General features: G+C 63.2%; 20 protein-coding genes and 2 pseudogenes. 9 read left to right on the top strand and 13 right to left on the bottom strand.

Annotation, left to right across the window (positions count from 1 at the left end; genetic code table 11):
* Positions 1-68: 68 nt before the first annotated feature.
* On the bottom strand, positions 69-1,025 hold the full coding sequence (locus HWX36_RS29840) for a LysR family transcriptional regulator (RefSeq protein WP_175957316.1): 957 nt from the start codon (positions 1,023-1,025) through the stop codon (positions 69-71).
* Between the two features lie 102 nt (positions 1,026-1,127).
* Here HWX36_RS29840 and HWX36_RS29845 point away from each other — a divergent pair, with 102 nt between their 5' ends.
* The 3 genes from HWX36_RS29845 to HWX36_RS29855 all read left to right on the top strand — a co-directional run bounded on the left by HWX36_RS29845 (position 1,128) and on the right by HWX36_RS29855 (position 4,719).
* Positions 1,128-2,252 (top strand): aryl-sulfate sulfotransferase, encoded by a 1,125-nt coding sequence (locus HWX36_RS29845; protein ID WP_175957317.1) that lies wholly within the window; start codon positions 1,128-1,130, stop codon positions 2,250-2,252.
* Between the two features lie 58 nt (positions 2,253-2,310).
* Positions 2,311-3,666, top strand: a complete 1,356-nt coding sequence (locus HWX36_RS29850) for a uracil-xanthine permease family protein (protein ID WP_175957318.1) — start codon at positions 2,311-2,313, stop codon at positions 3,664-3,666.
* A gap of 114 nt (positions 3,667-3,780) precedes the next feature.
* Entirely contained in the window at positions 3,781-4,719 is a 939-nt protein-coding gene (locus HWX36_RS29855; protein WP_175957319.1) for a site-specific integrase, read from the top strand.
* Between the two features lie 34 nt (positions 4,720-4,753).
* On the opposite strand, the gene HWX36_RS29860 is transcribed toward HWX36_RS29855, so the two are convergent.
* The 3 genes and pseudogenes from HWX36_RS29860 to HWX36_RS29870 form a co-directional block, all read right to left on the bottom strand.
* A complete protein-coding gene (locus HWX36_RS29860; protein ID WP_175957321.1) occupies positions 4,754-5,233 on the bottom strand; it encodes an RES family NAD+ phosphorylase in 480 nt (159 codons plus the stop codon).
* Positions 5,230-5,685: an antitoxin Xre/MbcA/ParS toxin-binding domain-containing protein gene (locus HWX36_RS29865; RefSeq protein ID WP_041492387.1), complete on the bottom strand. Its 456-nt coding sequence runs from the start codon at positions 5,683-5,685 to the stop codon at positions 5,230-5,232. Before HWX36_RS29865 ends, HWX36_RS29860 begins: the two co-directional genes overlap by 4 nt.
* Positions 5,686-6,674: 989 nt before the next feature.
* A pseudogene (locus HWX36_RS29870) lies at positions 6,675-7,241 on the bottom strand (HD domain-containing protein); the annotation flags it as partial.
* On the opposite strand from HWX36_RS29870, the pseudogene HWX36_RS29875 reads away from it, so the two are divergent.
* Positions 7,237-7,509: pseudogene (locus HWX36_RS29875) on the top strand (helix-turn-helix transcriptional regulator); the annotation flags it as partial. The pseudogenes HWX36_RS29870 and HWX36_RS29875 overlap by 5 nt on opposite strands.
* 69 nt (positions 7,510-7,578) lie before the next feature.
* On the opposite strand, the gene HWX36_RS29880 reads toward HWX36_RS29875, so the two are convergent.
* On the bottom strand, positions 7,579-7,842 hold the full coding sequence (locus HWX36_RS29880) for a hypothetical protein (RefSeq protein ID WP_175957327.1): 264 nt from the start codon (positions 7,840-7,842) through the stop codon (positions 7,579-7,581).
* Here HWX36_RS29880 and HWX36_RS29885 point away from each other — a divergent pair.
* On the top strand, positions 7,829-8,140 hold the full coding sequence (locus tag HWX36_RS29885) for a DUF4148 domain-containing protein (protein ID WP_175957329.1): 312 nt from the start codon (positions 7,829-7,831) through the stop codon (positions 8,138-8,140). The genes HWX36_RS29880 and HWX36_RS29885 overlap by 14 nt on opposite strands.
* Before the next feature lie 60 nt (positions 8,141-8,200).
* Here HWX36_RS29885 and HWX36_RS29890 read toward each other — a convergent pair whose 3' ends face one another.
* Complete coding sequence (locus tag HWX36_RS29890) at positions 8,201-8,464, bottom strand: hypothetical protein (protein ID WP_175957331.1); 264 nt, start codon at positions 8,462-8,464, stop codon at positions 8,201-8,203.
* Between HWX36_RS29890 and HWX36_RS29895 the strand changes: the two genes are divergently transcribed.
* Both HWX36_RS29895 and HWX36_RS29900 read left to right on the top strand, forming a co-directional pair.
* Entirely contained in the window at positions 8,463-9,176 is a 714-nt protein-coding gene (locus HWX36_RS29895; protein ID WP_175957333.1) for a dienelactone hydrolase family protein, read from the top strand. The two genes, HWX36_RS29890 and HWX36_RS29895, sit on opposite strands and share 2 nt — an antisense overlap.
* A 177-nt stretch (positions 9,177-9,353) precedes the next feature.
* On the top strand, positions 9,354-9,491 hold the full coding sequence (locus HWX36_RS29900) for a hypothetical protein (RefSeq protein WP_175957335.1): 138 nt from the start codon (positions 9,354-9,356) through the stop codon (positions 9,489-9,491).
* Between the two features lie 12 nt (positions 9,492-9,503).
* Here HWX36_RS29900 and HWX36_RS29905 read toward each other — a convergent pair whose 3' ends face one another.
* From HWX36_RS29905 to HWX36_RS29915, 3 genes are all read right to left on the bottom strand, one after another.
* Positions 9,504-10,475: an aliphatic sulfonate ABC transporter substrate-binding protein gene (locus HWX36_RS29905; RefSeq protein WP_175957337.1), complete on the bottom strand. Its 972-nt coding sequence runs from the start codon at positions 10,473-10,475 to the stop codon at positions 9,504-9,506.
* 265 nt (positions 10,476-10,740) lie between these two features.
* On the bottom strand, positions 10,741-11,682 hold the full coding sequence (locus HWX36_RS29910; RefSeq protein ID WP_175957339.1) for a LysR family transcriptional regulator: 942 nt from the start codon (positions 11,680-11,682) through the stop codon (positions 10,741-10,743).
* 297 nt (positions 11,683-11,979) lie between these two features.
* Entirely contained in the window at positions 11,980-13,278 is a 1,299-nt protein-coding gene (locus tag HWX36_RS29915) for an adenylosuccinate synthase (protein WP_175957341.1), read from the bottom strand.
* Positions 13,279-13,417: 139 nt separating this feature from the next.
* Here HWX36_RS29915 and gcvA point away from each other — a divergent pair, with 139 nt between their 5' ends.
* Positions 13,418-14,323 carry a transcriptional regulator GcvA gene (gcvA, locus tag HWX36_RS29920; RefSeq protein WP_175957343.1) on the top strand — a complete coding sequence of 302 codons (906 nt, stop codon included), beginning with the start codon at positions 13,418-13,420 and terminating at the stop codon, positions 14,321-14,323.
* A gap of 179 nt (positions 14,324-14,502) precedes the next feature.
* On the opposite strand, the gene HWX36_RS29925 is transcribed toward gcvA, so the two are convergent.
* Complete coding sequence (locus HWX36_RS29925) at positions 14,503-14,811, bottom strand: DUF4148 domain-containing protein (protein WP_175957345.1); 309 nt, start codon at positions 14,809-14,811, stop codon at positions 14,503-14,505.
* A gap of 2,593 nt (positions 14,812-17,404) precedes the next feature.
* Here HWX36_RS29925 and HWX36_RS29930 point away from each other — a divergent pair.
* Positions 17,405-18,721 carry a replication initiation protein gene (locus tag HWX36_RS29930; protein WP_175957347.1) on the top strand — a complete coding sequence of 439 codons (1,317 nt, stop codon included), beginning with the start codon at positions 17,405-17,407 and terminating at the stop codon, positions 18,719-18,721.
* Between the two features lie 94 nt (positions 18,722-18,815).
* Here the strand turns inward: HWX36_RS29930 and HWX36_RS29935 are convergent, their stop codons facing one another.
* From HWX36_RS29935 to HWX36_RS29945, 3 genes are all read right to left on the bottom strand, one after another.
* On the bottom strand, positions 18,816-19,847 hold the full coding sequence (locus HWX36_RS29935) for a ParB/RepB/Spo0J family partition protein (protein WP_175957349.1): 1,032 nt from the start codon (positions 19,845-19,847) through the stop codon (positions 18,816-18,818).
* Complete coding sequence (locus tag HWX36_RS29940; RefSeq protein WP_011350423.1) at positions 19,840-20,535, bottom strand: ParA family protein; 696 nt, start codon at positions 20,533-20,535, stop codon at positions 19,840-19,842. Before HWX36_RS29940 ends, HWX36_RS29935 begins: the two co-directional genes overlap by 8 nt.
* A gap of 1,711 nt (positions 20,536-22,246) precedes the next feature.
* A complete protein-coding gene (locus tag HWX36_RS29945; protein WP_244136565.1) occupies positions 22,247-22,591 on the bottom strand; it encodes an AraC family transcriptional regulator in 345 nt (114 codons plus the stop codon).
* Positions 22,592-22,617 lie beyond the last annotated feature (26 nt).

A 22,617-nucleotide genomic window follows, 5' to 3' on the forward strand; every position in this document is an offset into this window, starting at 1 on the left:
GCCGGCGGGTTCGCGTGTTGCCCTGCATCGCAGTGCGATGCGCTTGCGCGACCGATGTCGTTGCGCCGTTACCTTACTGCCCGACGGCGCTTGCCGGCTGCCCGGCCGTCGCGCGCCAAACCGCTCTCCATCGCCTCGATTGCCTCGGAGAAGAACTCGAGGAACATCGTCATCGCGACGGTCGCGCTCATGTCCGCCCGCTGGTAGATGCAGCTGAACGAGCGTGCCCCCGCATCGGCAAGCGGCGTCCACGCGAGCCGGCCGGCGGCCACGTCGTCCGCGACGTTCTCGGCAATCAGGAAGCCGACGCCCGCGCCTTCGGCCGCGAGGCGCCGCACCATCGGCACCGACCCCGTCTCGACCAGCGGCCGCACGTTGCGCGGCTGTCGCGCATCGATCCGGTCGAACATCGCACGCAGTTCCGTGTCGGGTGTCATCAGGATCAGCGGATGCGCGCAGCAGTCGCGCATCCGCACCTTGCCGGCGGACGCCGCGAGCGGATGGCCCGGCGCCGTGACGACACCCAGCGGCTGAGCGAACGCGCGCACCTCGACGACGCCCGCCGACGTGCGCCGGCGCAGCGCATAGCCGATGTCGGCCTCACCCGTCTCGACCCAGCGCACGATGCTCTCGCCGTTTCCCGAGCGCACGCTGTACGTGACGCCCGGGTAGCGCTGCATCGCGGCGAGGATAGCGTCGGGCACGAGCTTTTCCGCGGTGGACGCGGGCACCGCCAGGTTCACATGCCCGCGCCGCAGCGCGCGCAGGTCCTCGACCTGCGTGAGCGCATTGTCGAAATCGCGCTGGCCGCGTCGCACGGCCGCGATCACGATCTCGCCGGCCAGCGTCAGCTGCATCCCGCGCGGCAGCCGGTCGAACAGCGGTGCGCCGACCTGCTCCTCGAGATTGCGGATCTGCTGGTGCACCGCCGCAGCGGTGAGGTGCAGCGTGTCGGCCGCCTTGCGGATCGAGCCGCGTCTCGCGACTTCGTCGAAACAGCGGAATGTCTGCGATATCGAACGCATGAAGGATCCGTTAGATTTTTCCGAACAGGGCGTCAAGAATAATCCGATTTTACTGACCGTCCGGATCGTCTAGATTCCGCTGCATCCCCGTGTCCGATTCGAATGGAGACCGCAGTGACAACCGTCGACCAGATTACCCAGCGCCGCCGTGGCGTCGGCCTCATTGCCCACGATCCCGCCCTGTCCGCGGGCGGCTATACGCTCATCGCGCCACAGACGGCCGACGGCAACGTCTATCTCGTCGGCATCGACGGCGAAGTCGCCCATCAGTGGAAGATGCCCGTGCGCCCCGGCCGCCATGCGGTCATCCTCGCGAACGGCAACCTCGGCTACAACGGCAACCATCCGCAATCCGAATCACGCTATGCGCCGTGGTCGATGTGGCACGGCGGCGACTTCTACGAGGTCACGCCGCAAGGCGAAACCGTGTGGCGCTACGAGGATCCCGCGCACCACCACGATGCACAGTGGCTGCCGAACGGCAACCTGCTCTACGCCGCGTGCGAGCCGGTCGACGCCGCGTTCGCGCGGCGCGTGCCGGGCGGCACGCCGCACGGCGACGACGAGGTGATGTATGCAGACGTGATCCGCGAGGTCAACCGGACCGGGCAGATCGTCTGGGAATGGCATGCGCGCGAACATCTGCGGCCCGAGGATTTCCCGATCGCGTCCGGCTTCGGGCGCTATCACTGGCCGCTCGTCAACGGCCTTGCGGTCGATGCGAACGGCCGCGTGCTGATGAGCCTGCGCACGACGTCGGGCATCATCGGCGTGGATCGCGAAACCGGCCGCGTCGACCTGCAGATCGGGCCCGACGTCGTGTCGCATCAGCATGCGCCGGTACCACTCGCGAACGGCAACATCCTCGCGTTCGACAACGGCAATTTTCGCCACGGCGCGCACGTCGTGTTCTCGCGCGTCGTCGAGATCGATCCCGCGACGCAGCGCGTCGTGTGGTCGTATGCGGACGACGTCGTGAACCTGTTCTACACGCCGTTCATGGGCAACGCGCAGCGCTTGCCGAACGGCAACACGCACGTCACCGAATCGTCGACGGGCCGGCTGTTCGAAGTGACGCCCGCAGGCGAGGTCGTCTGGGAATACGTGATTCCGTGGTTCGCCGAATACCCGGACGAAGCCGCGCGCAAGACCGGTCCCGGGCAGCTCAACAGCGTATTCCAGACGTTCCGCTACAGCGCCGCGCAACTGCCCTGGCTGCGGGGCTGACCTTCCGTTCACCGCCGGTTTCCGGCGCTCGCCGCCGTTCGCTTCGAAGGGGCCTGCCGTGTCGCACGATCCGATCCCAACGCCCGTCGACCCGCGGCTGCCCGCATGGCAGCTCGTGCTGTTCGGGCTGCAGCACGTATTGTCGATGGCCGCGTCCCCGATCACGGCCGTGTTCCTGATCGCCAAAGTGCTCGCGCTGCCGGCGGAGTTGACGGTCCAGCTGATCGGCGCGACGTTCTTCGCGTGCGGGATCGGCACGCTGCTCCAATCGCTCGGCGCCGGCCCGATCGGCGCACGCATGCCGTTCGTGATGGTGCCCGGCGGCGCACCGACGATGCTGTTCGCCGGCATCGCCGCGCAATCGGGCCTGCCGACGGCGGCCGGCGCGGCGCTGCTCGCCAGCGCGTTCTACTGGGTGCTGCTGCCCGTCTTCACGCGCTGCCTGCGACTCTTTCCGCGCATCGTCGTCGGCGCGATGATGCTGCTCGTGTCGATCAACCTGATCCGGATCTACGCGACGATCGTCGTCGGCCAGCCGGGTTCGGCCGACTTCGCTCAGCCGCGCGCGCTCGGTCTCGCGCTGGCGACGATCGTCACCACCGTCGTCGTGGCCGGTGCGTTCCGCGGCACGATCGGGCGGCTCGCGGTGCTGATCGGCCTGATGGCCGGTGCGACGCTCGGATGGGCGATCGATGCGATGCCCGCGCTCGCCGACGTATGGCGCGGCCCGCTGTTCACCCATCCGGTATGGCTGCCGTTCGGGATGCCGCGCTTCGACGTGCTGGCCGCGCTGCCGCTGCTGATCTTCACCGCGATCTCGATGGCCGAGGCCACGGCGCAGACGGTCGCCGTCGGCGAAACGTGCGGCAAGACGATCTCGCTGTCGCGCGACGTGCCGAAGACGATACGCGGCGATGCGCTGGCGTCGCTGGCCGGCGCGCTGTTCGGCACGCCGCTGATCGTGACCAGTGCCGAGAATATCGGCGTCGTGCAAACGACCGGCGTACGCTCGCGCTACGTGACAGCTGCCGCCGGCGCGATCCTGATCGTCATCGCGCTGTTCGCGCCGCTCGCGCGGCTCGCGTATGCGATTCCGGCCGCCGTGGTCGGCGGCACCGCGCTGGTCGTGTTCGCGATGATCGGCGTCATGGGCATCCGGCTGCTCGCCAGCGTCGACCTGCACGCGCGCGCCAGCCAGTACACGCTCGCGGCCGCGCTCGTCGTCGGCCTTGCACCGATCCTGGTGCCGAACCTGTATCGCCATTTCGGCGCGCCGGTGCAGATCGTGCTCGGCAACGGCATGGCGGCCGGCACGCTCGCGGCCATCGCGACGCAACTGGCGTTCGCTGCATTTGCGCGGGTACGCGGACCGGTGAGCACGGGAGCGGTACCTGCGCCTTCGCGCGACGCATGACGGCGACGGCCGGCAGCGCGACACGCGCGCTGACGCGTCGCTTGCAGCGGGCCGGGCGGCCGGAAGGACATCGGGACGATTGCCGGCGTCATCGCGTCCGGCTATAAATCGTGCATGGACACGAATCGCTGGATTCACGACCCCGTTGGCGCCTTCCGCACGTGGCAGGAAACCGCCGCGACCGGCGCCGATCGCCGACCGTTCGCGCCGCGATCGGTCGTGCAGCACGTCGCGATGTTCGAACGGTTCCTGCGTTATCTGCTCGCACGGCGCGTGTCGCTGGCCACGTTCGGGCCCGACCACGTCGCAGCCTTCCTGGCGGAACTCGAACGCACCTGCGCGCCCGGCACGTCGACCCGCGTGCGCTACGCGAAGCTGATCGACCGGCTGGGCCGGCATCTGGTCGAAGCCGGCTTGCGCACGATCCATCCGGCCGGCCGGACGACGCGCGATCTCGCATGGCCGGACGGCGAGCCCGAGCCGTGCTATCTGCCGCCCGATGCCGACGCGGCGCTGCAGCGCCATGTGCAGCCTCGAGCGGGCGACACTGCGGCCGACTGCAGGAATCACGCGATCGTCGCGCTGCTGCTTGCGAGCGGCATCACGTCGGCCGAGATCCGCGCGACGACCCATGACGCGCCCGATCTCGACGCGCGGCCGCCCGCGCTATCCTTGCCGCGCGATCGGGCACGGCCGGCGCGCCGAATCACGCTCGCCGAATTTGCGCTGGCGCCGCTCGCCGCATGGCGCGTGCGCTCGGCGGACGCACCGGCGTCGGCGTTACTGTTTCCCGCGCCGCGCGGCGGTGGCGCGATGAACGACATGTTCCTGCTGCTCGTGGTGCGCGACGCGTTGACCGCGATCGGTTTCCGCGCGGCGGACATGAGCCCGCGCGTGCTGCGCAATACGTATGCGCGCCGCCAGTTGCTTGCAGGCCACGCACTTGCCGACGTCAGTTCGATGCTCGGTCTCGTCAGCACGCGAACGGTCACACGCATCCGGCAGACGCTGCCGCCCGATGCCGCCGCGGACCGCGCCGCACACGAGCGCTGATTGCGCTCGTGCTCGGCGCGTGCCGTCGGGCTCCCTATTCGCCTGCCGGCGGCTGGATCAGCCGCAGAATCCGGGTGTCGTACGGCGATTGCATGACTTCCGCGATACGGGCCTCGGAAGCGGCCGGATGCAGCGGATTCAGCAGGAAGTTGTGCGCGTGCGGCACGATGACGCTTGGCACGCGCAGCAGCGCGCTCGGCTGCGTGTGCAGCCATTCGGTGCCGGCGCTGCGGGTCCAGTCGACGTTGGTTCGCCAGTCGTCCGGCGCATCGCCCTCCGCGATTTCGGCGATATCGACCGAATCGGCCACCTCGATGCGAAGCAACTGGTATCCGCTCGGTAATTGCGCGACCGTGGCGATTTCGAAATGAACGAGCGTCTCGAGCAGCGCGAGCGCCGGATGCTCGGCGAGATACACGACGGGCTGCCCGGCAAAATGCCAGCGCCCGCCGGCACGCAACCCGCCGATGCCTTTCAGGTCGGCGAAATTGCTGATCCGCCACAGCGTCGTCAAGCGAAGTACCCCTCGTCGATCTGCGTGAGGACTTCCTCGACGAGCCGCGCGCCATGCTCGGTGCTCGCCATGTCGAGCGACGTGCGGCCGCCGAAGCGCTGGAGCCCGTTGCGCAGCCACGCCATCGCCTTGTCCTGGTCGCCGAACGTGGCCGTCGCCTGCGCGACGATGCGCGCGAGACGAATCGCCTTGTCGGATTCCTCCTGCGACAGGCGTTCGTGCGCCTGGCGACGATGGCTCAGCGTGCGACGCGGAATGATGAAGGCCAGTTCGTCCGATTTCAGCCCGCGCTCGGACAGACGGTCGATCACCGAGACGTCGACGCGTGCGCTCGCCAGTTCGGCAAGATCGGCCCCCGATCGGACACGGATCGCCAGCAGCTGTTCGAGAATCGTGAATTCGGCCTGGCGCGGATGCGCGACACCCGAAGGATGGAAAGCGATGGTGCTCATGACTCTCTCCCGGCAATTTGCCCAACCATTATAGGCGTTTTGCCAAACTTGCGGAAGGCGGATGATGAGCGCGCCTGAGCCGCTCGCCAGGGTGCCTGCGAAGGTGGGAGCGACATGACTCACCTGCCGGGAGACAGGCTTCCGTGACCGCGAATCGAAGATTCGCCCGGGAGACGGGATGCAGTCATTCAGTATATAAAGTCCCGATAAACATCGTACGGTTGTCACGTAACAACTTTTTAACTGGCTTCATTTGCTCCCATTTCGCCGCTTCATCCTTCCGGACAAGGTCGAGCACACACCGATACGGGGAATATCGGGCACGTTATGAAGTATGGAAGCCATTGGAACGCTCGTATCGGTAGAAAATCCGGCAGCGTAATGAATCGCGCCCCCATATACGGCTACCTTTTCGCCTGCGACGCGGCGGATGCCACCACACCAACCCGCCCCGCTGGACTCGACGCCGCCGCCAGCCGCACCCGTGTCGCCGCGATGCCCGCGCCACAAGTCGGCCCGGGCTTCGCACAGTTGCCAACTTGACGTGAGGGATGCCCTTCGACACCCCGGCGATCCGACGCGCGCTGTTGTCCAACGACGTCGACCGAACCACGTTCGCCGCTGACCGTCGGAAAGCGCGCAAACATCAGCGTCTGCTTGCCGATTGCCGAGATGGTTACCGCCCCTCGTGCATCGGCCGATCTCGTCCGCCACGGCAAACGTGCCGTACACGCCAACACCCTTCGCATGCATGCGCTGCTCCGGGATCACTGCGCGATCAGCCAGATATCCCACAACCGCGCGAGGTCGCCCGGGCCGGCCGTATGAATATTGGCGTTGTCGCCCGCAGTCGCGCCATTCGCGTGGGTAAGCGGTCGATCGTGCGATTTGCAATATATGATCGCACTCCTGAATACGCCATGAACCACGATTCACGCTACACGCACGATCTCCGCTCAGCACCCGGACGTGCACCGTCCCGCGAGCAATTAGCCGGCCCACGCAGACGACCGGATCACGCTGCAGAAATTTCCCGCGCGGAAAGGCGGATCCTTGTCTGCGAGCACGTCGGCCTTCACGTTGCCGAACGTCGAGTCGGGCTTGTGCTTGATCCCGTCGTAGAACGCCTGAATGATGTCTTCCTTGAAGTGCGGCGTACGCGGATGCGCACGGACGACAGCCTCACGTTCGACGTCGCTGTATTCCGGATACATCAGGCCCAGCACGTCCATCTCGACGCCGGCGGTAACGAGCGCGATCACCGGATGCATGTGCTGCGGGATGCCCGGCGTGGTATGCAGCGCGATCGAGGCCCACACGACGTCGATCTCCTGCTGCGAGATGCCCTTGCCCTTCAGGAAATCGCGGGCGGCGTTGGCGCCGTCCACCTCGAAACGCTCGCACGCGCTGCTGTGTCTGTGCGTGAGCCCCATGTCGTGGAACATGCAGCCGCAGTAGAGCAACTCGGGATCGTATTCCAGCCCGCGCCTCTGGCCCGCGAGCACGGCGAAATAGAACACTCGACTGGAATGATGGAACAGCAACGGAGATTCGGTGGCTGAAATGGCGAAGCACGCGGGCATTAGCCCGCGCCACTTCGCACGGCTGTTCCGCGCGGAAGTTGGCATGACGCCCGCCGCATGGGTCGAGGCGACCCGCATTTCGGCCGCCCGCCACTTGCTCGAGAACGGCCACGACACGCCGAAACAGGTCGCCGCGAAATGCGGCTTCACGAATGTCGATACGCTCAGGCGGTCGTTCACCCGGCACGTCGGAATCACGCCTGCCGAATACCGGAAACGGCAGGCGGTCGCGGTCAAGTGACGCGGCTGTGTGCCTGCGATACGGCATGAACGATATGAGCGGCCTCGCTCAAATACTTCGGAATGCGATTTAACTGATCGTTGTGTGGCCCCGGCCGATCGACGACATCGCTCCATTCTCAGCGCCATCCGCAGTCCCTATCAAGCGCCGGACAGCGTCGCCATCATCAGACAAAACGCCAGCCACCTCGGATCGTTTACCCAGTTGCAATAATGATTCGCTGGAACGCGTATTTCCGACCGGTAACGTGATCGTTACGATGCAATCAACCGCTGAACGCAACAAGCGAAGCGCGAAATCAATGAAACCGGAGGTCATCATGAAGTCGTTCATCTACGCTGTCGTCGCCGCAACTGCCCTGTCCGCCTCGTACGCCGCATTGGCGCAATCGAACCCGTCGGGCCAGTTGACGCGTGGCCAGGTGCGTGCGGAACTCGTCCAGCTCGAACAGGCCGGCTACAAGCCGGAGGTCTCCGATCAGTATTACCCGCGCGCGCTGCAGACCGCACAGGCCCGTGTGACGAACGCCGATGAAACCGGCTACGGCGCGCAAGCCTCCGCCGGCGTACACGCCGGCCGCGCGATCGCGGTCAAGCAGGACGGCCGCGACTCCGTGTATTTCGGCCAGTAAGCCGGACACGCGCCCGCATATTCCGATACGCGCGCAGCAAACGAAACACCCCGCTCCCGTTCATCGGGGCGGGGTGTTTGCGTTCCGGGCGCCCGCTTCCGGAACGGATTGCGCGCCCCGATCGATGCGATCTTGCGGATCGCGCGCGGCGCGGCTCCGTTCACGCCGGCAGCCGGTGTTTGCGCATAGAATGGCCGCGTGGTCGGCGCCGGCCGAAACGAACGCGAGCAGAACCACGACGCCCGGCCTGTCCGATCGTCGCCGCGCCCGCAGGCCGGCCCCGATGCCGCACTCATCGCATTTTTCGAAAAGGAGCGGTTTCATGTCTCAAACATCCGGTTCCATGATCACGTTTCGACGCCCGGACGGCCAGGAACTGCAGGGCTATCTCGCCACGCCGGCAAAGACCGAGGGCGCGCCCGCGGTCGTCGTCATCCAGGAATGGTGGGGGCTGAACGACCAGATCCGCGGCGTCGCGGATCGCCTCGCGCGCTGCGGCTACTTCGCGCTCGTGCCCGACCTGTATCGCGGCAAATCGACGGTCGAGGAAGAGGAAGCGCACCATCTGATGACCGGGCTCGATTTCGGCGACGCGGCTTCACAGGACATTCCGGGCGCCGTGACGCATCTGAAGACGCTTGCCTCGCGTGTCGCGGTAACGGGTTACTGCATGGGCGGCGCACTCACGCTGCTGTCGCTGCAATTCGCCGATGCGGACGCGGGCGTCACGTGGTACGGCTTCCCGCCGCTCGACTACCTCGATCCGGCGAAGCTCAAGGTGCCGCTGATGGGCCACTGGAGCACGCAGGACGCGTTCTTCGCGATCGACCAGGTCGATGCGCTCGAGAAGAAGCTGACCGATGCGAAGGTCAATATCGAATTCCATCGCTATCTCGCGCATCACGCGTTCGCGAATGAAACAGCCGTCGGCCCCGGCCGCATCGCCGGCACGCAGTTCGATCCGGTGTGGTCGCAAATGGCGTGGGATCGCACGCTGACGTTCTTCGGCCGCACGCTTTGGGAAAAGCAGGGGTAACGTAACGCCGCTTCCAACGCGAACGGCTACGCAGGTTGCGTAAAAAGAAACGCCACGGATTTTCATCCGTGGCGTTTTCGTTTTCGCGTACGGTAGCCTCCGCGAACAGGGGTCGTGGCTTGCCCCTGCCCTTGGACTTGCTTACCCGTCAGCCTTCGGGCGAGATCTCGAACGGCAATGACCGCGACCGCGATCGACCTGCTCGTCGCGCCGGACACACTCGCACAGGTGAAGGCGGAACTGCCCGAGCGGCGCGGCGGCCGGCCGTATGTGCGCCCGATTCCGGACGATGTCGCGCTGCCGTTCCTCCGTTGACCCGCGGCACCGTCAAGCGAGCGCGGGTGGTGCAGCCAGGCTGACGTCGACGCGCTTCGGCAGGACGCCGGCCTGGTAGAACACGTCGGCGATGCGCTGCTGATACGCGAGCGTGTCACGCGTAACAGGCTCGACACCGAAGCGCGCGCGGCGAAACGCGAGCGCAACCGCCGGCTCCGGAATCCCCCACAGCTTCGAGAACTCGGCCGCGCCCTGCGCGCGGTTCGCATCGAGCCATCGCTGGACCGCCGTCAATTCCGCCACGGCCGCGTCCAGCACGTCGGCATTGCGCTGCGCATACGTGCGCGACGCAAAGTAGTAGCCGCGATTCTCGACGAGCCCAGTGCCGTCCGCGACGATCCGCGCGCCGAACGCCTGCTGTACCACCGCGAGAAACGGATCCCAGATGATCCACGCATCGACCGAACGATTCTCGAACGCGGCGCGCGCATCGGACGGCGACAGCCAGACCGGCGAGATGTCGGCATGGTTGAGCTTCGCGGCCTGCAGCAACCGAACCAGCAGGAAGTGCGTGTTCGATCCCTTCACCAGCGCGATGCGCTTGCCACGCAGGTCCGCAAAGGTCCTGACCGGCGAATCCTTCGCGACCACCAACGCCTCGGCCGAAGGGCCGGCCGGTGTCTGCGCGTAATAGACGAGCGGCGCGCCGGCCGCGAGCGCGAAGATCGGCGGCGCCTCACCGACATCGCCGAAGTCGATCGATCCCGCGTTCAGTGCCTCGAGCTGCGGCGGCCCTGACGGAAACTCGGTCCACGTGACGGTCACGCCGAGTGTCGCGAGCTTGCTTTGCAGCGTACCGCGCGCCTTCAACAGGCTGAGCGGCCCTTTCTGATAGCCGATGCGCAACGTACGCGCGCCGGCCGTGCTCGCCAGCGCGAAGCCCGGATGCGCGGCGGCGCCCGCCGCGATCGCCAGGCCGGCATGCAGGAACCTGCGGCGGGTTGTGGAGTGTTGGTCTGCCATGTCGTATCGGGTTCGATGAAGAGGATGCAGCTTGGCGCACGCATGCGATGAAGCCGGTCGAACCGATTCTAGGGCGTCGGCACCACGCACCGAACCAACGATGTTCGATATCGAAAGCAAGCGCTTTCATAAGGGCACGCCGGTTACGCGGGCGTCATTGCCCGGGCCGGTCGTGGGGATGGCCGATATCTGCGCCAAATAGAGGACTGCGTATTACTCGTTTGATTGACGCACCGCCTCGTGCTCACACGACGACGGTACAACCTCAGGACTTGCAGGAAGCGTGCAGCGCAGCCTCGTCGGTGGACAGCATTTCGGGCACGCATTCGCGCAGGAAATCGACGAATGTGCGGATCTTCGCATCGAGATACTGGCGCGATGCGTACAGTGTGTAGACCGTCAGCTTCTGCAATCGGTAGTCGGGCAGCACGCGTACCAGTGCACCGCTCGCCAGCGCGGGCAGCGCCGACGACATCGGCAGCGAACCGATGCCGAGGCCGGCGCGCAATGCGGCGCCGAGCGCGTCGGCGATGTTCACCTGGAAATCCGGCGACGGCAGGTCGAACGTCTCGGGGCCGTCAGGGCCGTGGAGATGCCAGCGATCGCGCGGAAATACCGGCGTGACGATCTGCAGGCACGCATGGCCGTCGAGCTCGCGTACCGTGCGCGGCGTACCGCGCTCCTTCAGATACGCGGGCGACGCGCACAGCACGCTGTGCACCTCGCCGAGCCGCTGCGACACAAGCCCTGAATCGGGCAACTCCGTCGCGCTCAACTGCAGCGACACGTCGTAGCCTTCGTCGATGATGTCGGGCACGTGCTGCGACAGCGTCAGCTCGACCGCGACCGATGGATAGCGCTGCCGGTATCGCACGACCGCGGGCACCACGTAGGCCTGGCCGAAGCTCGTCGTCGCATGGACATGCAGCCGTCCGGACGGCTTTGCCTGTGCATCGGCCGCCTCGGATTCCGCTTCTTCGATATAACCGAGGATGCGCTGGCAGCGGTCGAGATAGCGCTGCCCGGCGTCGGTCAGCGCGATGCGGCGCGTGCTGCGGTTGAGCAGGCGCGTGCGCAGATGCGTTTCGAGCTGCGCGACCGACCGCGATGCGTAGGCCGTCGTGATGTCCAGGCGCTGGGCCGCGCTCGTGAAGCTGCCCTCCTCCGCAACCCGGACGAAAATGCGCATCATCTGTAACGTGTCCATCGACCTGTCCCCGGGATTGAGATCACGTCGCGCCACCGTGTGGCCATGGTGCCGGCGGCTCCGGCGCAGGCCGGTCTGGCGCGAATTGTGCGGAACAGTACAGCAGCGGTGCAGACGTGTCCAGTTCGCCGTACGCGGCGTGATCCGGACGCCGGATCGTGTCGCCGAGCCGCCGTGCGCGATGGATGGCCCGAGCGGATACGCGACCGGTCGCGCCGGCACACGAGCGGCACCGGATCGGCAAAAACTGCCCGACGACCACGGTGCCGCCCCGCGATTCACCGCATGCATGACGCCTCAGGCCGTGGCTGCGGCATCGAACGGATTACGCAACACGATCGTGTCGTCGCGCTCCGCACCGGTCGTGATCATCGATACCGGTGCGCCCGCGACCGCCTCGATGCGCGCAATGAAATCCTGTGCGGCGCGCGGCAGCGCCGCCCGTTCACGTACCCCTTTCACGGTGCCGCTCCAGCCGTCGAACCGCTCGTACACGGGCTTCGCGCGCGACTGTGCATCGAGGCTCGCAGGCAGATGATCGACCCGCACGCCGTCGAGTTCGTAGCCGACGCACAGCGCGATCGACGCGAAACCGTCGAGCACGTCGAGCTTGGTGAGCGCCAGCGAATCGATACCCGAGATCCTGACCGCCTGACGCAACTGCGCGGCATCGAGCCATCCGCAGCGGCGCGGCCGGCCGGTATTCACGCCGAACTCCTGCCCGCGCGCACGCAGCGTTTCGCCGGTCGCGTCGGACAGCTCGGTGAGGAACGGGCCGCCGCCGACCCGCGTCGCATACGCCTTGGTGACGCCCAGCACGTGGCCGAGCTTCGCCGCACCGAGCCCCGTACCGGCCGCCGCCGCCGATGCAACGGTACCGGACGACGTCACGAACGGGTACGTGCCCCAGTCGATGTCCAGCATCACGGCTTGAGACCCTTCGAACAGGATGCGCTCGCCGCGGTCGGTCGCGTCGTTGAGATCGGCCCAGACGGGGCGCACGAACGGCAGGATCCGCGGCGCCAGATCGACCAGCGTCGCCAGCATCGTGTCGCGCGAATACTCGTCGAGCCCCAGGCCGCGGAACCACGCGTTGTGATGGTCGACGAGCGCATCCAGTTTGGCGGCGAGTTGGCCCGGTTCCGCGAGATCGCCGATGCGCAACCCGCGACGCCCGACCTTGTCCTCGTAGGCCGGCCCGATCCCGCGCAGCGTGGTGCCGATCGGCTCGCGGCGCAGACGCTCCTGAGCCTGGTCGATCGCGCGGTGTATCGGCAGCACCAGCGTCGCGTTCTCGGCGATCGACAGGTTGTCCGGCGTCACCGACAGCCCGAGCTCGGCCACCCGCCCGATTTCCGCGAGCAGCGCTTCCGGATCGAGCGCCACGCCGTTGCCGATCACGCCGCGCTTGCCGCGCACGACGCCGCTCGGCAGCAGCGCGAGCTTGTACGTCTTGCCGCCGACGACCAGCGTATGACCCGCGTTGTGGCCGCCGTTGTAGCGTGCAACGAGATCGGCCTGTGCCGCCAGCCAGTCCACGACGCGCCCCTTGCCTTCATCGCCCCATTGAGCGCCCACGACCACCACGTTCGGCATGCTTCGTACTCCATGTGAGAAATTCAGACAATCGTTCGGCCGAATCGGCCGTTTGTGTGCCATATTGGCGGAGCTTAAGCCCCCGATCAAACGATAAAACCTGAATCCTCGTGTGAGCAAATATCACACGAACCATACAATGGCCCGACGACTCCCTCCGCTGAATTCGCTGCGTGCGTTCGAAGCCGCCGCGCGCCTCGGCAGCTTCACGCTGGCCGCCGACGAACTGTGCGTGACGCACGGCGCGATCAGCCGTCACGTGCAGCAACTGGAGACATGGCTCGGGCGGCCGCTGTTCGAACGCCACAACCGGCGGGTCGAGCTGACCGATTCGGGCCGTGCGTATCTCGCCGAGGTCGGGGCGTCGTTCGACCGGATCGCGCTCGCCACCGCGCAGCATTTCGGCCATGCGCAGCCACGGGTGCTGCGCGTGAGCGCCCCCGCGACGTTCTCGTTGCGCTGGCTGGTGCCGAAGCTGTCGTCGTTCCAGGTCGCCCATCCGGCTATCGAAGTGCGGCTGTCGACGTCGAACGAGCCGATCGACAAGCTGCGCGACAGGGTCGACCTGATCGTTCGCGGCGGCCCGCAGGCCATCGACGGGTACGTTGCAGAGGAATTCCTGTCCGAAGTCCGGCTGCCGGTGTGTGCGCCGAAGCTGCTGGAGGGGCGGCCATTGCATACGCCGGCCGATCTCGCCGGCTTCACGTTGCTGCACGCGGCCACCTATCCCGGCATGTGGCCCGAATGGCTCGCGGCAGCCGGACAGCCGAATCTCGTGCCGCGCCACTCGCTCACGCTCGAGCATTTCTACCTGACGCTGCAAGGGGCGCTCGACGGGCTCGGCGTCGCGATGGGGCCGATCGCGCTCGTCGCGGACGACATCGCCGAAGGTCGGCTCGTGCAGCCGTTCAGCGAACCGGCGCTGCCGCCGTGGCGCTACTTCACCTACGTGGCCTCGGCCCGCGCGAACGACGAAGCGGTGCGGGCGTTCAAGGACTGGCTGAAGATGACGGGAAATGCGGCTGCACCTGGCGGGGGGAACTGACTGGGCAGTGTGCGGGAAGGCGTGCGCCAAGACATGCAGGAATGCGAATCAAATAACGCAAGCGTATCGATTGCGTTTTCCCTCGTCGATACCGGGAATGTGGTTTTCGATGTGCGCCGTGAGATCACGACGCACACGGCAAGCCGCGGATCGAACCGTGGCTTGCCGCCGGCCGACGCTTACTGACCAGCGCCGGCAGCTTTCTTCTCCGCGTTCTGCAGGTTCTGCGGATAGTTAGGATCGTTGGCCGCCGGCTTGTAACCGGCATCTTCGAGTTTCTTCAGCTCGGCGGTGTTCTTCGCACGTGCAGCCTTGTGCTCCGCCCTGCGTTGGGCCCTGGCCGCCTTGCGTGCCTGGCTCTTCGCTGCTTTCGCGTCCTGTGCCGCGGGCGCGCTGGCGTCGGTCTGCGCAAACGCGGGAACTGCCGAGCCGAACAGGAACGCGGCTGCAGTAGCAGCCAGCGTGAGTTTTCTGATCTGGATTCGCATCGCTGAACTCTCTTTTCTGGTTTATCACGGATTGAAAGACCATCGAGATACCGCCCCTGACCCGATCGGTTGTCATGCCGTGTTCGGGACCTGTGCATCATAACCGTGCCGCGAAAAATGTGGCGTCAACGTGCAAGCGCAATTGGGATACACGTATGGGAGAAAACGTGGGGGGCCGCTTGACTGTCACAGGCACGATGAACTGTGTCGTGCGTGTCGGCACGCCTGCTGAGCGCGCGGTGGCGGAGACGGGAAACGGTCGGTGCACCCGTGCTTCAGTGCCGAGGATGGGCCATGTCCGCGCGGTGCAGTGTGATGTGCGTTACCCGTGACTGTTTCATAAACGGTGCCGCCGGCACGCTCACGCTTGATGTGACCGTTATCAGATCAATCACGATCACAGCATCAGCAGTCGAACTGTCTGCCGCGTTGCCAGTCGCCGCGGTTCAAGCGACGGTTCTTCCCATAAACGACCACGATTCGGTTTAACGGTAATCAGGGCATGCGCGATCGAATCGCCGCAGCGCCCAGCAATCGCTCCGGCAACCAATCGCCGCGCTGTGATGCCAAGCGTTACCCGAGCCGGTATCACTCGTCGCCGCGCGGTCCTGTGGCCCGTATGACGAAAGGTGTGGACACGTTGCGTGCGGTGAAGAATTCGGTGGGAATCACTTCACGGCTACGCCGACGATACGGCACCGAGGTCGCCACGCTCGTCTGGCGATCTTGGCACGTTGGGTCGTGATGTCGCGGCAATGCTTGTGACCCGTCCGATTCCGCTCAGGAACGTATCGCGCAACATGCGCGGATCACAGGATTTTCATTCCGCGGTTTTGGCCGCCGGGAATTCAGGCGGGAGTCGCTGCCCGCACAGCATGCCGATTCCTGCGGCCTCGTCTGGTTGGTGAGCTTTTACGGGATCTGGAACTATCGGAAGGTGAGAATGTTCGGGATCATCGCTCGAATTCGATTGCGGTGAGCTTCGCGGTCGCCCGCATCTTCACGTTGGTTCACGGCATGCACGAGATCGACCCAAGAGCCGGCGACGCGTGACCCACCGGGTCCATCTATGGGAAGCCGTTCCCGGGCCTCTCCTCGTGAGACGGACGCACAGCATTGAACTTGGGTTGGTCGCTCCAAAGGTAGAAAGTTGGAAGACCACGGAGGCAGCAAATCGAATGGCGTCGATTTCCTCTGTGTACAGGCCACAGGCTAAATTTGACGAGATGCGTGGGCGGGCAATCGGAAAAACTTGTCCATGGACAGGGAAGCGTGAGTGCAAAAATCCCTTCGCCTGCCGTCCCGGATGATTTCAAGCTGCTGTGAACGAAACCACAGAGATTCGTGTTTTCGGAACGCTGATCTGCTTTGCCGGTTGGTAACAGGTGCTGACGAGGTTACGGTGCCGGGTTTTGGGTCCCATAAATGGGAACCTGTGCCTGGAAACGGCACTTTCTTCCCGTTTTTCTCCCATAGGTTTCTACGTTTCAGTCGATGTGAGTGGGTGCTCACCTCTTCTGGAAGCCTTGTCGGGCCTCGAGCCAGTGTCGATCGAGGAGCCAAGTCATTGTTTTCAGGCTTGAATCGACGGTTTGAGTTGTCTGGGACACCACAGACGGCTACCAATTGGTAGCGGTTTATGGGGTTCGTCTTTCTGCGGAAGCGCACGTGTGTTTACATCTTTTGTTAACCACGTTTACTTCTTTAACTACTTTTAGACGGCTCACAGCCTTATCTGACAAGGGTTTGACGGGTGTTCGGTACCCATTTATGGGAGCACAGGTGTAAGGCGCTGGGGGTTAAGGTCTGTGGATTTGGGGTTTGGGGTACCGCGTTGTGGGGAATCGGGGTTGTGGATATGGGGCACGCGTACCCGGTTATGGGAAATCGGCCCGGAAACGCGTTGGGTAGTCGTCTATGGGAATGCCCGTAGGTAGCCTTTTATGGGGCGCTTTTTTTGATCCGTGGACGCCGGGTCACACAGTGTTTTTTCTCGGGTAGCCGGTTATGGGGCGCCTTAAAGGTAGCTGGTTATGGGTAGCATTTGGGTCAGCTCGGTTGCGTGCCACCACGATTCCCTATGGCTGGTTCCCATGGACAGGATCGATGGCACCAACAGGTAACCTTTTATGGGGAAACCAACAGGTTGCCGTTTATGGGAGCGATGTCTGCCTTCAAGGCCAAAATCACCGCAGTCAACGCTACCGAAGCGGGTCGATAGGTACCCTCCTGTGGGAATCGGCAAAGGTAGCAAGTTATGGGAGCAAAACAGGTCTGTGCTGCAGAGCATCACGAATTCGCGAACCGATCTCGGATCCGCACGTTTGCTTCCCATGGATGGTTACCTTGCCGAGGGCAAATCTCATGCCGGGTTTCCGTGTCCGGGCATGAAAGGTAGCGGCTTGTGGGAAGCTTTTTTGACGAAAGGTAGATGGATATGGGGCTCCGCACAGATCGTCTGATCGTAAATTTTCTTTTCATATCAGAATGTTAGCAGCGATATTGCAAGTAAAGCCGGAACAAGGGCGTTGCTCCTCGACACGAAAAGGTATAAAGTCCGCTTTCAACAAGGTGACCTTATCCGGACATTACGATGCCGCGCAAGCCCGCAAGCAAAGGCTCAGATAAACAGGTTTCGCTGTTTCAGACACCCGAGCCGCCCGACTTGCTGCGCAAGGCGGTCCAGGCGATTCATATCGCGCCCAAGTCCGGAAAGATCGGTCTGCAGCAGCGCAAGATGTTCAGCTCGCTGATCAAGAACGCGCTTCGACAGGAGGCGTTCGAGCCAGGCCGGACGAGCTTCTCGATCTCGATTGCGTCGCTTTCGCACGAGAGCGGGTTGAACAGCAACAACACGAAGTACGTGAAGGACACGGTCAACTCGCTGATCAGTACCGTCGTCAACTGGGACTATCTGGCCGCGGATCGGTCGACAGTCTGGAAAGCATCGGGCCTGCTCGCCGGCGCGGAGCTCGAGCAATCGGTGCTGAAGTACAGCTTCTCCGACCAGATTCGCAGCGAGTTGCTCAACCCCGAGATCTACGCACTGATCGATATGCGGATCGCCCGCGAGTTCCGGCGGTCGCACTCCCTCGCGTTGTGGGAAAACACGGTGCGCTACGAGGGGATCGGCATCACCGCGAAAATCCCGCTACCGAAATTTCGTGACCTCATTCTCGGCCAGGACAAGGCGTCGCAGTCGTACAAGGAATACAAGCTGTTCAAGAGCAAGGTCCTGGTGCCGTGCATTCAGGAGGTGAACGAAGTTTCGGATCACACGCTCGAGTTGATCGAACACAAGTCCGGCCGGAGCGTGGAGGCTGTCCAGTTCAAGGTGACGCGCAAGCAGAGCACCGATACGGTCGAGGACGGCGACGTCAAGAACGAAGCGCTGGTCGAGGAGGTCGCCAAGTTCGGCATCCCGCGTTCGGAAGCGCGCCGGCTGATCACGCAATACGGTGTGCAGCGCATCAAGGCGGCGATTGCCTATACGCTCAATCGGACTACGAAGAAGAATGCGGCCCCGGTCGACAACGTGGCCGCGTATTTCCGCAAGGCGTTGACGCACGGCTACACGCTGTCCGACGGGCAGGGAACGGAGGCGGCCGCGCCGGCGAAGGAATCCGCGCAGAGCAAGCAGGAACAGATTCGCGACAAATATCTGGCGGCCAAGGTCGAGGAAGCCGGCGCGTATTTCCGTGAACTGGAGATCGACGACCAGACCAAGCTGATCGAGCGTTACAACGAGACGGTGGCAGGTTCGAAAGACCTCACGCTGTCGCCGAAGAAGAAGGCGAGCAAGCTCGCGCAGACCAGCTTCTTCCGATGGCTCGCGCTGGATACGTGGGGCGAACCGACCTCGGACGACTTGCTGGAATTCCTGCTGAAAAGCAGTCTCGCAGGCAACTGAACAAGGCCTCGCGGCCGGTGTGCGTCGCGGGCCGGACATCGTTGTCCGGCTTCGCGGTGCACACCCGGATGCGAGGCCTTCTGCTTTTCGCGCGTTACTGCTGCGTGGCCGTTGCCAGCTCGGCAACGTACGCGTCGATGACGGTCTTGAGCTTGTCGGCGAGCGCCTCCTGGTGCGATGCGTCGACGCCCTTGAGCTGCAGATCCAGGCGTCCGTCCGGATAGGTCTTCAACTGGCCGATCGCTCGCGATTCGAGCGCGAAGTCGTGGCGAACGCTGTAGCGCGTGCGCCCCGCTTTCTTGCTGCCGTCGCTCTGTGCACGCAGGAAATTCTCGAGATCTCGAACCGATTTTTTCCGGTCGATCACGGCCGTCAACAGCCGGTCGGCCGTCGGCTCGCCCAGGCGTTCGAAGATCAGCTTCAGGAAGTACGCCGCCTGCAGGCCGACCACGTCGTTCGCACTCGCCATCCGTTCCAGGAGGGTGTTCGGGAGCGCGTTGAGCGACAGCGTCTTGCTGATCGAAGCCTTGTCCTTGCCGATCTTTTCCGCCAGCGTGTTCTGATCGGAAAAGACCTTCTCGTCGAGGAGACGCTTCCACGCGACCGCATCGTCGAAGATCGTCTGGCGTTCGTGGTCGTGGTTCGCGCGATACGCGATCGTGTAGAGCTGCTCGGGCGTGTGATCCGTGCGGAACGTGGCGTTGATGGTTTCATCGCCGTTGATGCTCGTCGCGCGGAGCCGACGTTGCCCGTCGATCACCACGAGCTTGCCGGGAAACTCCGGGAGCCGCGTAACCTTGATCGGCTCGATCTGCCCTTCCCGTTTCAGCGTCAGGGCGAGCTCGTGCAGGCTCGACTCGGAGTAGAACACGCGCGGGTTGAACGGGTTCGGAATGCAATCCTTGACCCATACCTTCTGAGGCGCGCCAAGATCCGGCGTGCCGGCGGGCGTCGCTGCGGCCGGGGCGCCGATGGGCGCCGTCTCGCCGACGACGTTCGGTGCGATCGCCGGTTCGGGCAGCCGCGTTTCGAGGGCCGCGTTTTCCTGCGCGAGCCCGCGCAACAGGCCGGCTGCGAGATGCAGGTTGCCGGTCGGCTTCTTGTCTTTCGAAGTGTCCTTAGCCATGGGCGGCTCCGGTAGCGCGCGTCGACGCGATGTATTGGGCCATTTCCGTGACCAGCTTTTCGATTTCCGCCCGGGCTTCCTTCAGGCCCTTCAGGTATCGATTGTGGTGGTGGATCGTGGTGCCGAGCGCAAATGTCTGACGGTAGACCTCGCGTTGCGCGATCTGGCTGTCGAGCAGATGCTCCCCTATTTCCTCAGCTCTTAGAATTTTTAAAATTTCTTCACGCATTTTAGTTTTTCCATTAACACTATTCAGCATTAATGCGGAAGAAAGATTCGGGTTACGGACGGATCGCATCGACTCGATCATTCGGATCATCGCGACGGTGCTGTAGAGATCGGCCGGCGACGGCGACAGCGGCACGAGGCAGAAGTCGGCGACCTCGAGCACGGAGGCAATTCGCGGGTCTTCGAGGTTGCCAGGACAATCGACAACAATGACGTCAAAGTTCGCGTCCTGTTTCTTGATCTCGCCGCCGATGCCGCGACCGGCAGGGGCCAGAGAAAGAACCGTCATCGGCAACGTGTTCTCGCCGCTCGTCACCCACCGGACGGACGTGCCTTGAGGGTCGGCATCGATCAGGGCGACTTTGTTGCCGCCGGCTTCGAACGCGGCGGCGATATTGACGGAGATGGTTGTCTTTCCAGTCCCACCTTTTTGATTACTGACGGCGATCTTGAAAGCCATTAAATTCCTCCACGGAGTTTTGCGTAATATATGCAATTATTATCAAAATGTCCAGAAAACCCTTCGTCGAGATGTATGTTTTGGTGATCGATGTGGTTGTCACGTGACAAGTGGGCCGAATGGCTAACGAGTCGTCGTGACTGGTGGTCGAATAAAAATAAAATTGGCGATCACGATTGAAAAATACGTACGAAGATCGAGAGAAAATTCGACGCATTTCAATGTTGATGGTGGTGTTAGCGAGTGGCGAGAGGCTGCTGATCTCGTAGTGTTCTTGATAGAACTCGTCGGAGCTGGGATCGATCAATTCCGAGGGTGTCGCTGGAAAACTCAGTTGTCACGTGACAAGCAGCAGGGATTTGCTTCTTCTCAACGGAATCCCGTGTCAGTAAATCTTTGATTCAATCGAGCTTCCGGTAATGGCGAGATCATTTCGATGCCCGAAATTCTGTCTTTAGCTCGGCGTGACTACCTCGCGCGCGATGAGTTGTCACGTGACAATCGATTCAGAACGGAAGACAACGTCAGTGAGGAATCGTCTCTCAGGAGGCTTTGTGATCGGACTCCATTGAATGTGAATAAGTGGATCGTGAATGATGAGATTCGCTACCGGTGGCTCGTCTCGAAATGCACTTTTCTGGGCGAGTTCGCTGGCGTGTTGTCACGTGACAACTGAAGTGTTGTATCGGGGAGCTTCCGTGTCGAAGTGCCGGGTTACGCCCATGTCAGGCGGGAGGCACCTGTGTCGAAGAGTCTGAGTTATCAGTTGGTCTCCAGACCCTGGGCCTTTATCGCTGACTATTCGCAATCATGCGTCAGAGGAATGGCCGCTGGGCTACGCACGCGAATGTATATCATCGGCCATCTTTGATATGACCCCATTTATTCGAAGTGTTCAGATCACGTTCGTCGCATGTGTTGGCCGGCGGGGGAGGGTATAGGCTTTGTCACGCGTACCTCTCAGTTGCGACCAGTGCAGCTGGGAGCTTCCCGCTCAACTACGCATCAGGGGCCCCGATTTGCGACAAACTTCGGTGTTGAAGACCCTACGTCAACTCAAACGGGCCGGATCGTGAAACATTTGCGAGAAATCCGGTGTTCGTTGAAATCCTTATGTGGCAATGGGTTGCGCCATATTCTTCATGTTGTTTCACGCGAAATCGATGAGATCATCCTTGTAAATAGGGGCGCATGATCATTTCGCATGCTTCGCTCCGACGCTGGCGCTAATACATCGTGAATCGTCTCAATAGATACGTAATGTGTAGTATTTAAGACGTATTTAGCTAATCTGATGCCGCAGACACATCGAACCGCGGCGAATCAGTTGGATGCGCTGCGCCGATCTATCAGCGCGAGTTGTCACGTGACAACGCAGACTCTAGTCGCGCAAATCGTTGGATTGCAGCGTGGCGCGTGACTCCCACCACTCGAGAGTTAGCGGTCGATCGTCAGGAAGACATTAAGAAGACTCAATTGTGGAGGGGGCAAAGTCCTCATCAATCAACGAGGTTGGTATGAGGCGACTTGTCCCTAGTCGACGGACGCTTGCGAGTTCGGATACAGATCCGACGTCGCGAGGTGCCCACGCACCGCTCGGTACTCAAATTGAAATTCGCAGACGACCCGCCGAGCAATCAATCCGGAGCTGGCAACAAGCACGTATTCCGTTGCGCTCGTCTATCTCAACCAGATCGACAGGATTGCCCCTTCACGCGTGAACGGGCAATCCGCCCATTTTGCGGATACCACCTAAAGCGGCATCCTGCGTCACCGGTACCGTCTCAGCGATCAATACGTTGCGACCACAGACAGCACAACATCCGCTCCGCAGGCTATCGATATCTCTCCGCGCAGAATTACCGAACAACCGGCTGTATTCCCGATTGAACCGAGCCGGGCTCGCATATCCGACCCTGAACGACGCCGACGCGGCGTCGAGCCGCTCGGGACGCATCAGCCGACGTGCTTCGTTGAGCCGTATCCATTTCTGGTACTGCAGCGGACCTTTGCCAGTGAGCGGGCGGAAGTGGTGGTCGAAGGTCGAGCTGCTCATTTGTACCTGCACCGCCAGATCGTCGA

The sequence above is a fragment of the Burkholderia sp. BCC0405 genome (genome assembly GCF_902833075.1).
Lineage (GTDB): Bacteria > Pseudomonadota > Gammaproteobacteria > Burkholderiales > Burkholderiaceae > Burkholderia.

Excerpts from the sequence above, each read along its gene's own strand:
- HWX36_RS29840 (WP_175957316.1), bottom strand. The coding sequence starts at position 1,025 with ATGCGTTCGATATCGCAGACATTCCGCTGTTTCGACGAAGTCGCGAGA.
- HWX36_RS29845 (WP_175957317.1), top strand. The coding sequence starts at position 1,128 with ATGGAGACCGCAGTGACAACCGTCGACCAGATTACCCAGCGCCGCCGT.
- HWX36_RS29855 (WP_175957319.1), top strand. The coding sequence starts at position 3,781 with ATGGACACGAATCGCTGGATTCACGACCCCGTTGGCGCCTTCCGCACG.
- HWX36_RS29865 (WP_041492387.1), bottom strand. The coding sequence starts at position 5,685 with ATGAGCACCATCGCTTTCCATCCTTCGGGTGTCGCGCATCCGCGCCAG.
- HWX36_RS29885 (WP_175957329.1), top strand. The coding sequence starts at position 7,829 with ATGAAGTCGTTCATCTACGCTGTCGTCGCCGCAACTGCCCTGTCCGCC.
- HWX36_RS29880 (WP_175957327.1), bottom strand. The coding sequence starts at position 7,842 with ATGAACGACTTCATGATGACCTCCGGTTTCATTGATTTCGCGCTTCGC.
- HWX36_RS29895 (WP_175957333.1), top strand. The coding sequence starts at position 8,463 with ATGTCTCAAACATCCGGTTCCATGATCACGTTTCGACGCCCGGACGGC.
- HWX36_RS29890 (WP_175957331.1), bottom strand. The coding sequence starts at position 8,464 with ATGAAACCGCTCCTTTTCGAAAAATGCGATGAGTGCGGCATCGGGGCC.
- HWX36_RS29900 (WP_175957335.1), top strand. The coding sequence starts at position 9,354 with ATGACCGCGACCGCGATCGACCTGCTCGTCGCGCCGGACACACTCGCA.
- HWX36_RS29905 (WP_175957337.1), bottom strand. The coding sequence starts at position 10,475 with ATGGCAGACCAACACTCCACAACCCGCCGCAGGTTCCTGCATGCCGGC.
- HWX36_RS29910 (WP_175957339.1), bottom strand. The coding sequence starts at position 11,682 with ATGGACACGTTACAGATGATGCGCATTTTCGTCCGGGTTGCGGAGGAG.
- HWX36_RS29915 (WP_175957341.1), bottom strand. The coding sequence starts at position 13,278 with ATGCCGAACGTGGTGGTCGTGGGCGCTCAATGGGGCGATGAAGGCAAG.
- gcvA (WP_175957343.1), top strand. The coding sequence starts at position 13,418 with ATGGCCCGACGACTCCCTCCGCTGAATTCGCTGCGTGCGTTCGAAGCC.
- HWX36_RS29925 (WP_175957345.1), bottom strand. The coding sequence starts at position 14,811 with ATGCGAATCCAGATCAGAAAACTCACGCTGGCTGCTACTGCAGCCGCG.
- HWX36_RS29930 (WP_175957347.1), top strand. The coding sequence starts at position 17,405 with ATGCCGCGCAAGCCCGCAAGCAAAGGCTCAGATAAACAGGTTTCGCTG.
- HWX36_RS29935 (WP_175957349.1), bottom strand. The coding sequence starts at position 19,847 with ATGGCTAAGGACACTTCGAAAGACAAGAAGCCGACCGGCAACCTGCAT.
- HWX36_RS29940 (WP_011350423.1), bottom strand. The coding sequence starts at position 20,535 with ATGGCTTTCAAGATCGCCGTCAGTAATCAAAAAGGTGGGACTGGAAAG.
- HWX36_RS29945 (WP_244136565.1), bottom strand. The coding sequence starts at position 22,591 with ATGAGCAGCTCGACCTTCGACCACCACTTCCGCCCGCTCACTGGCAAA.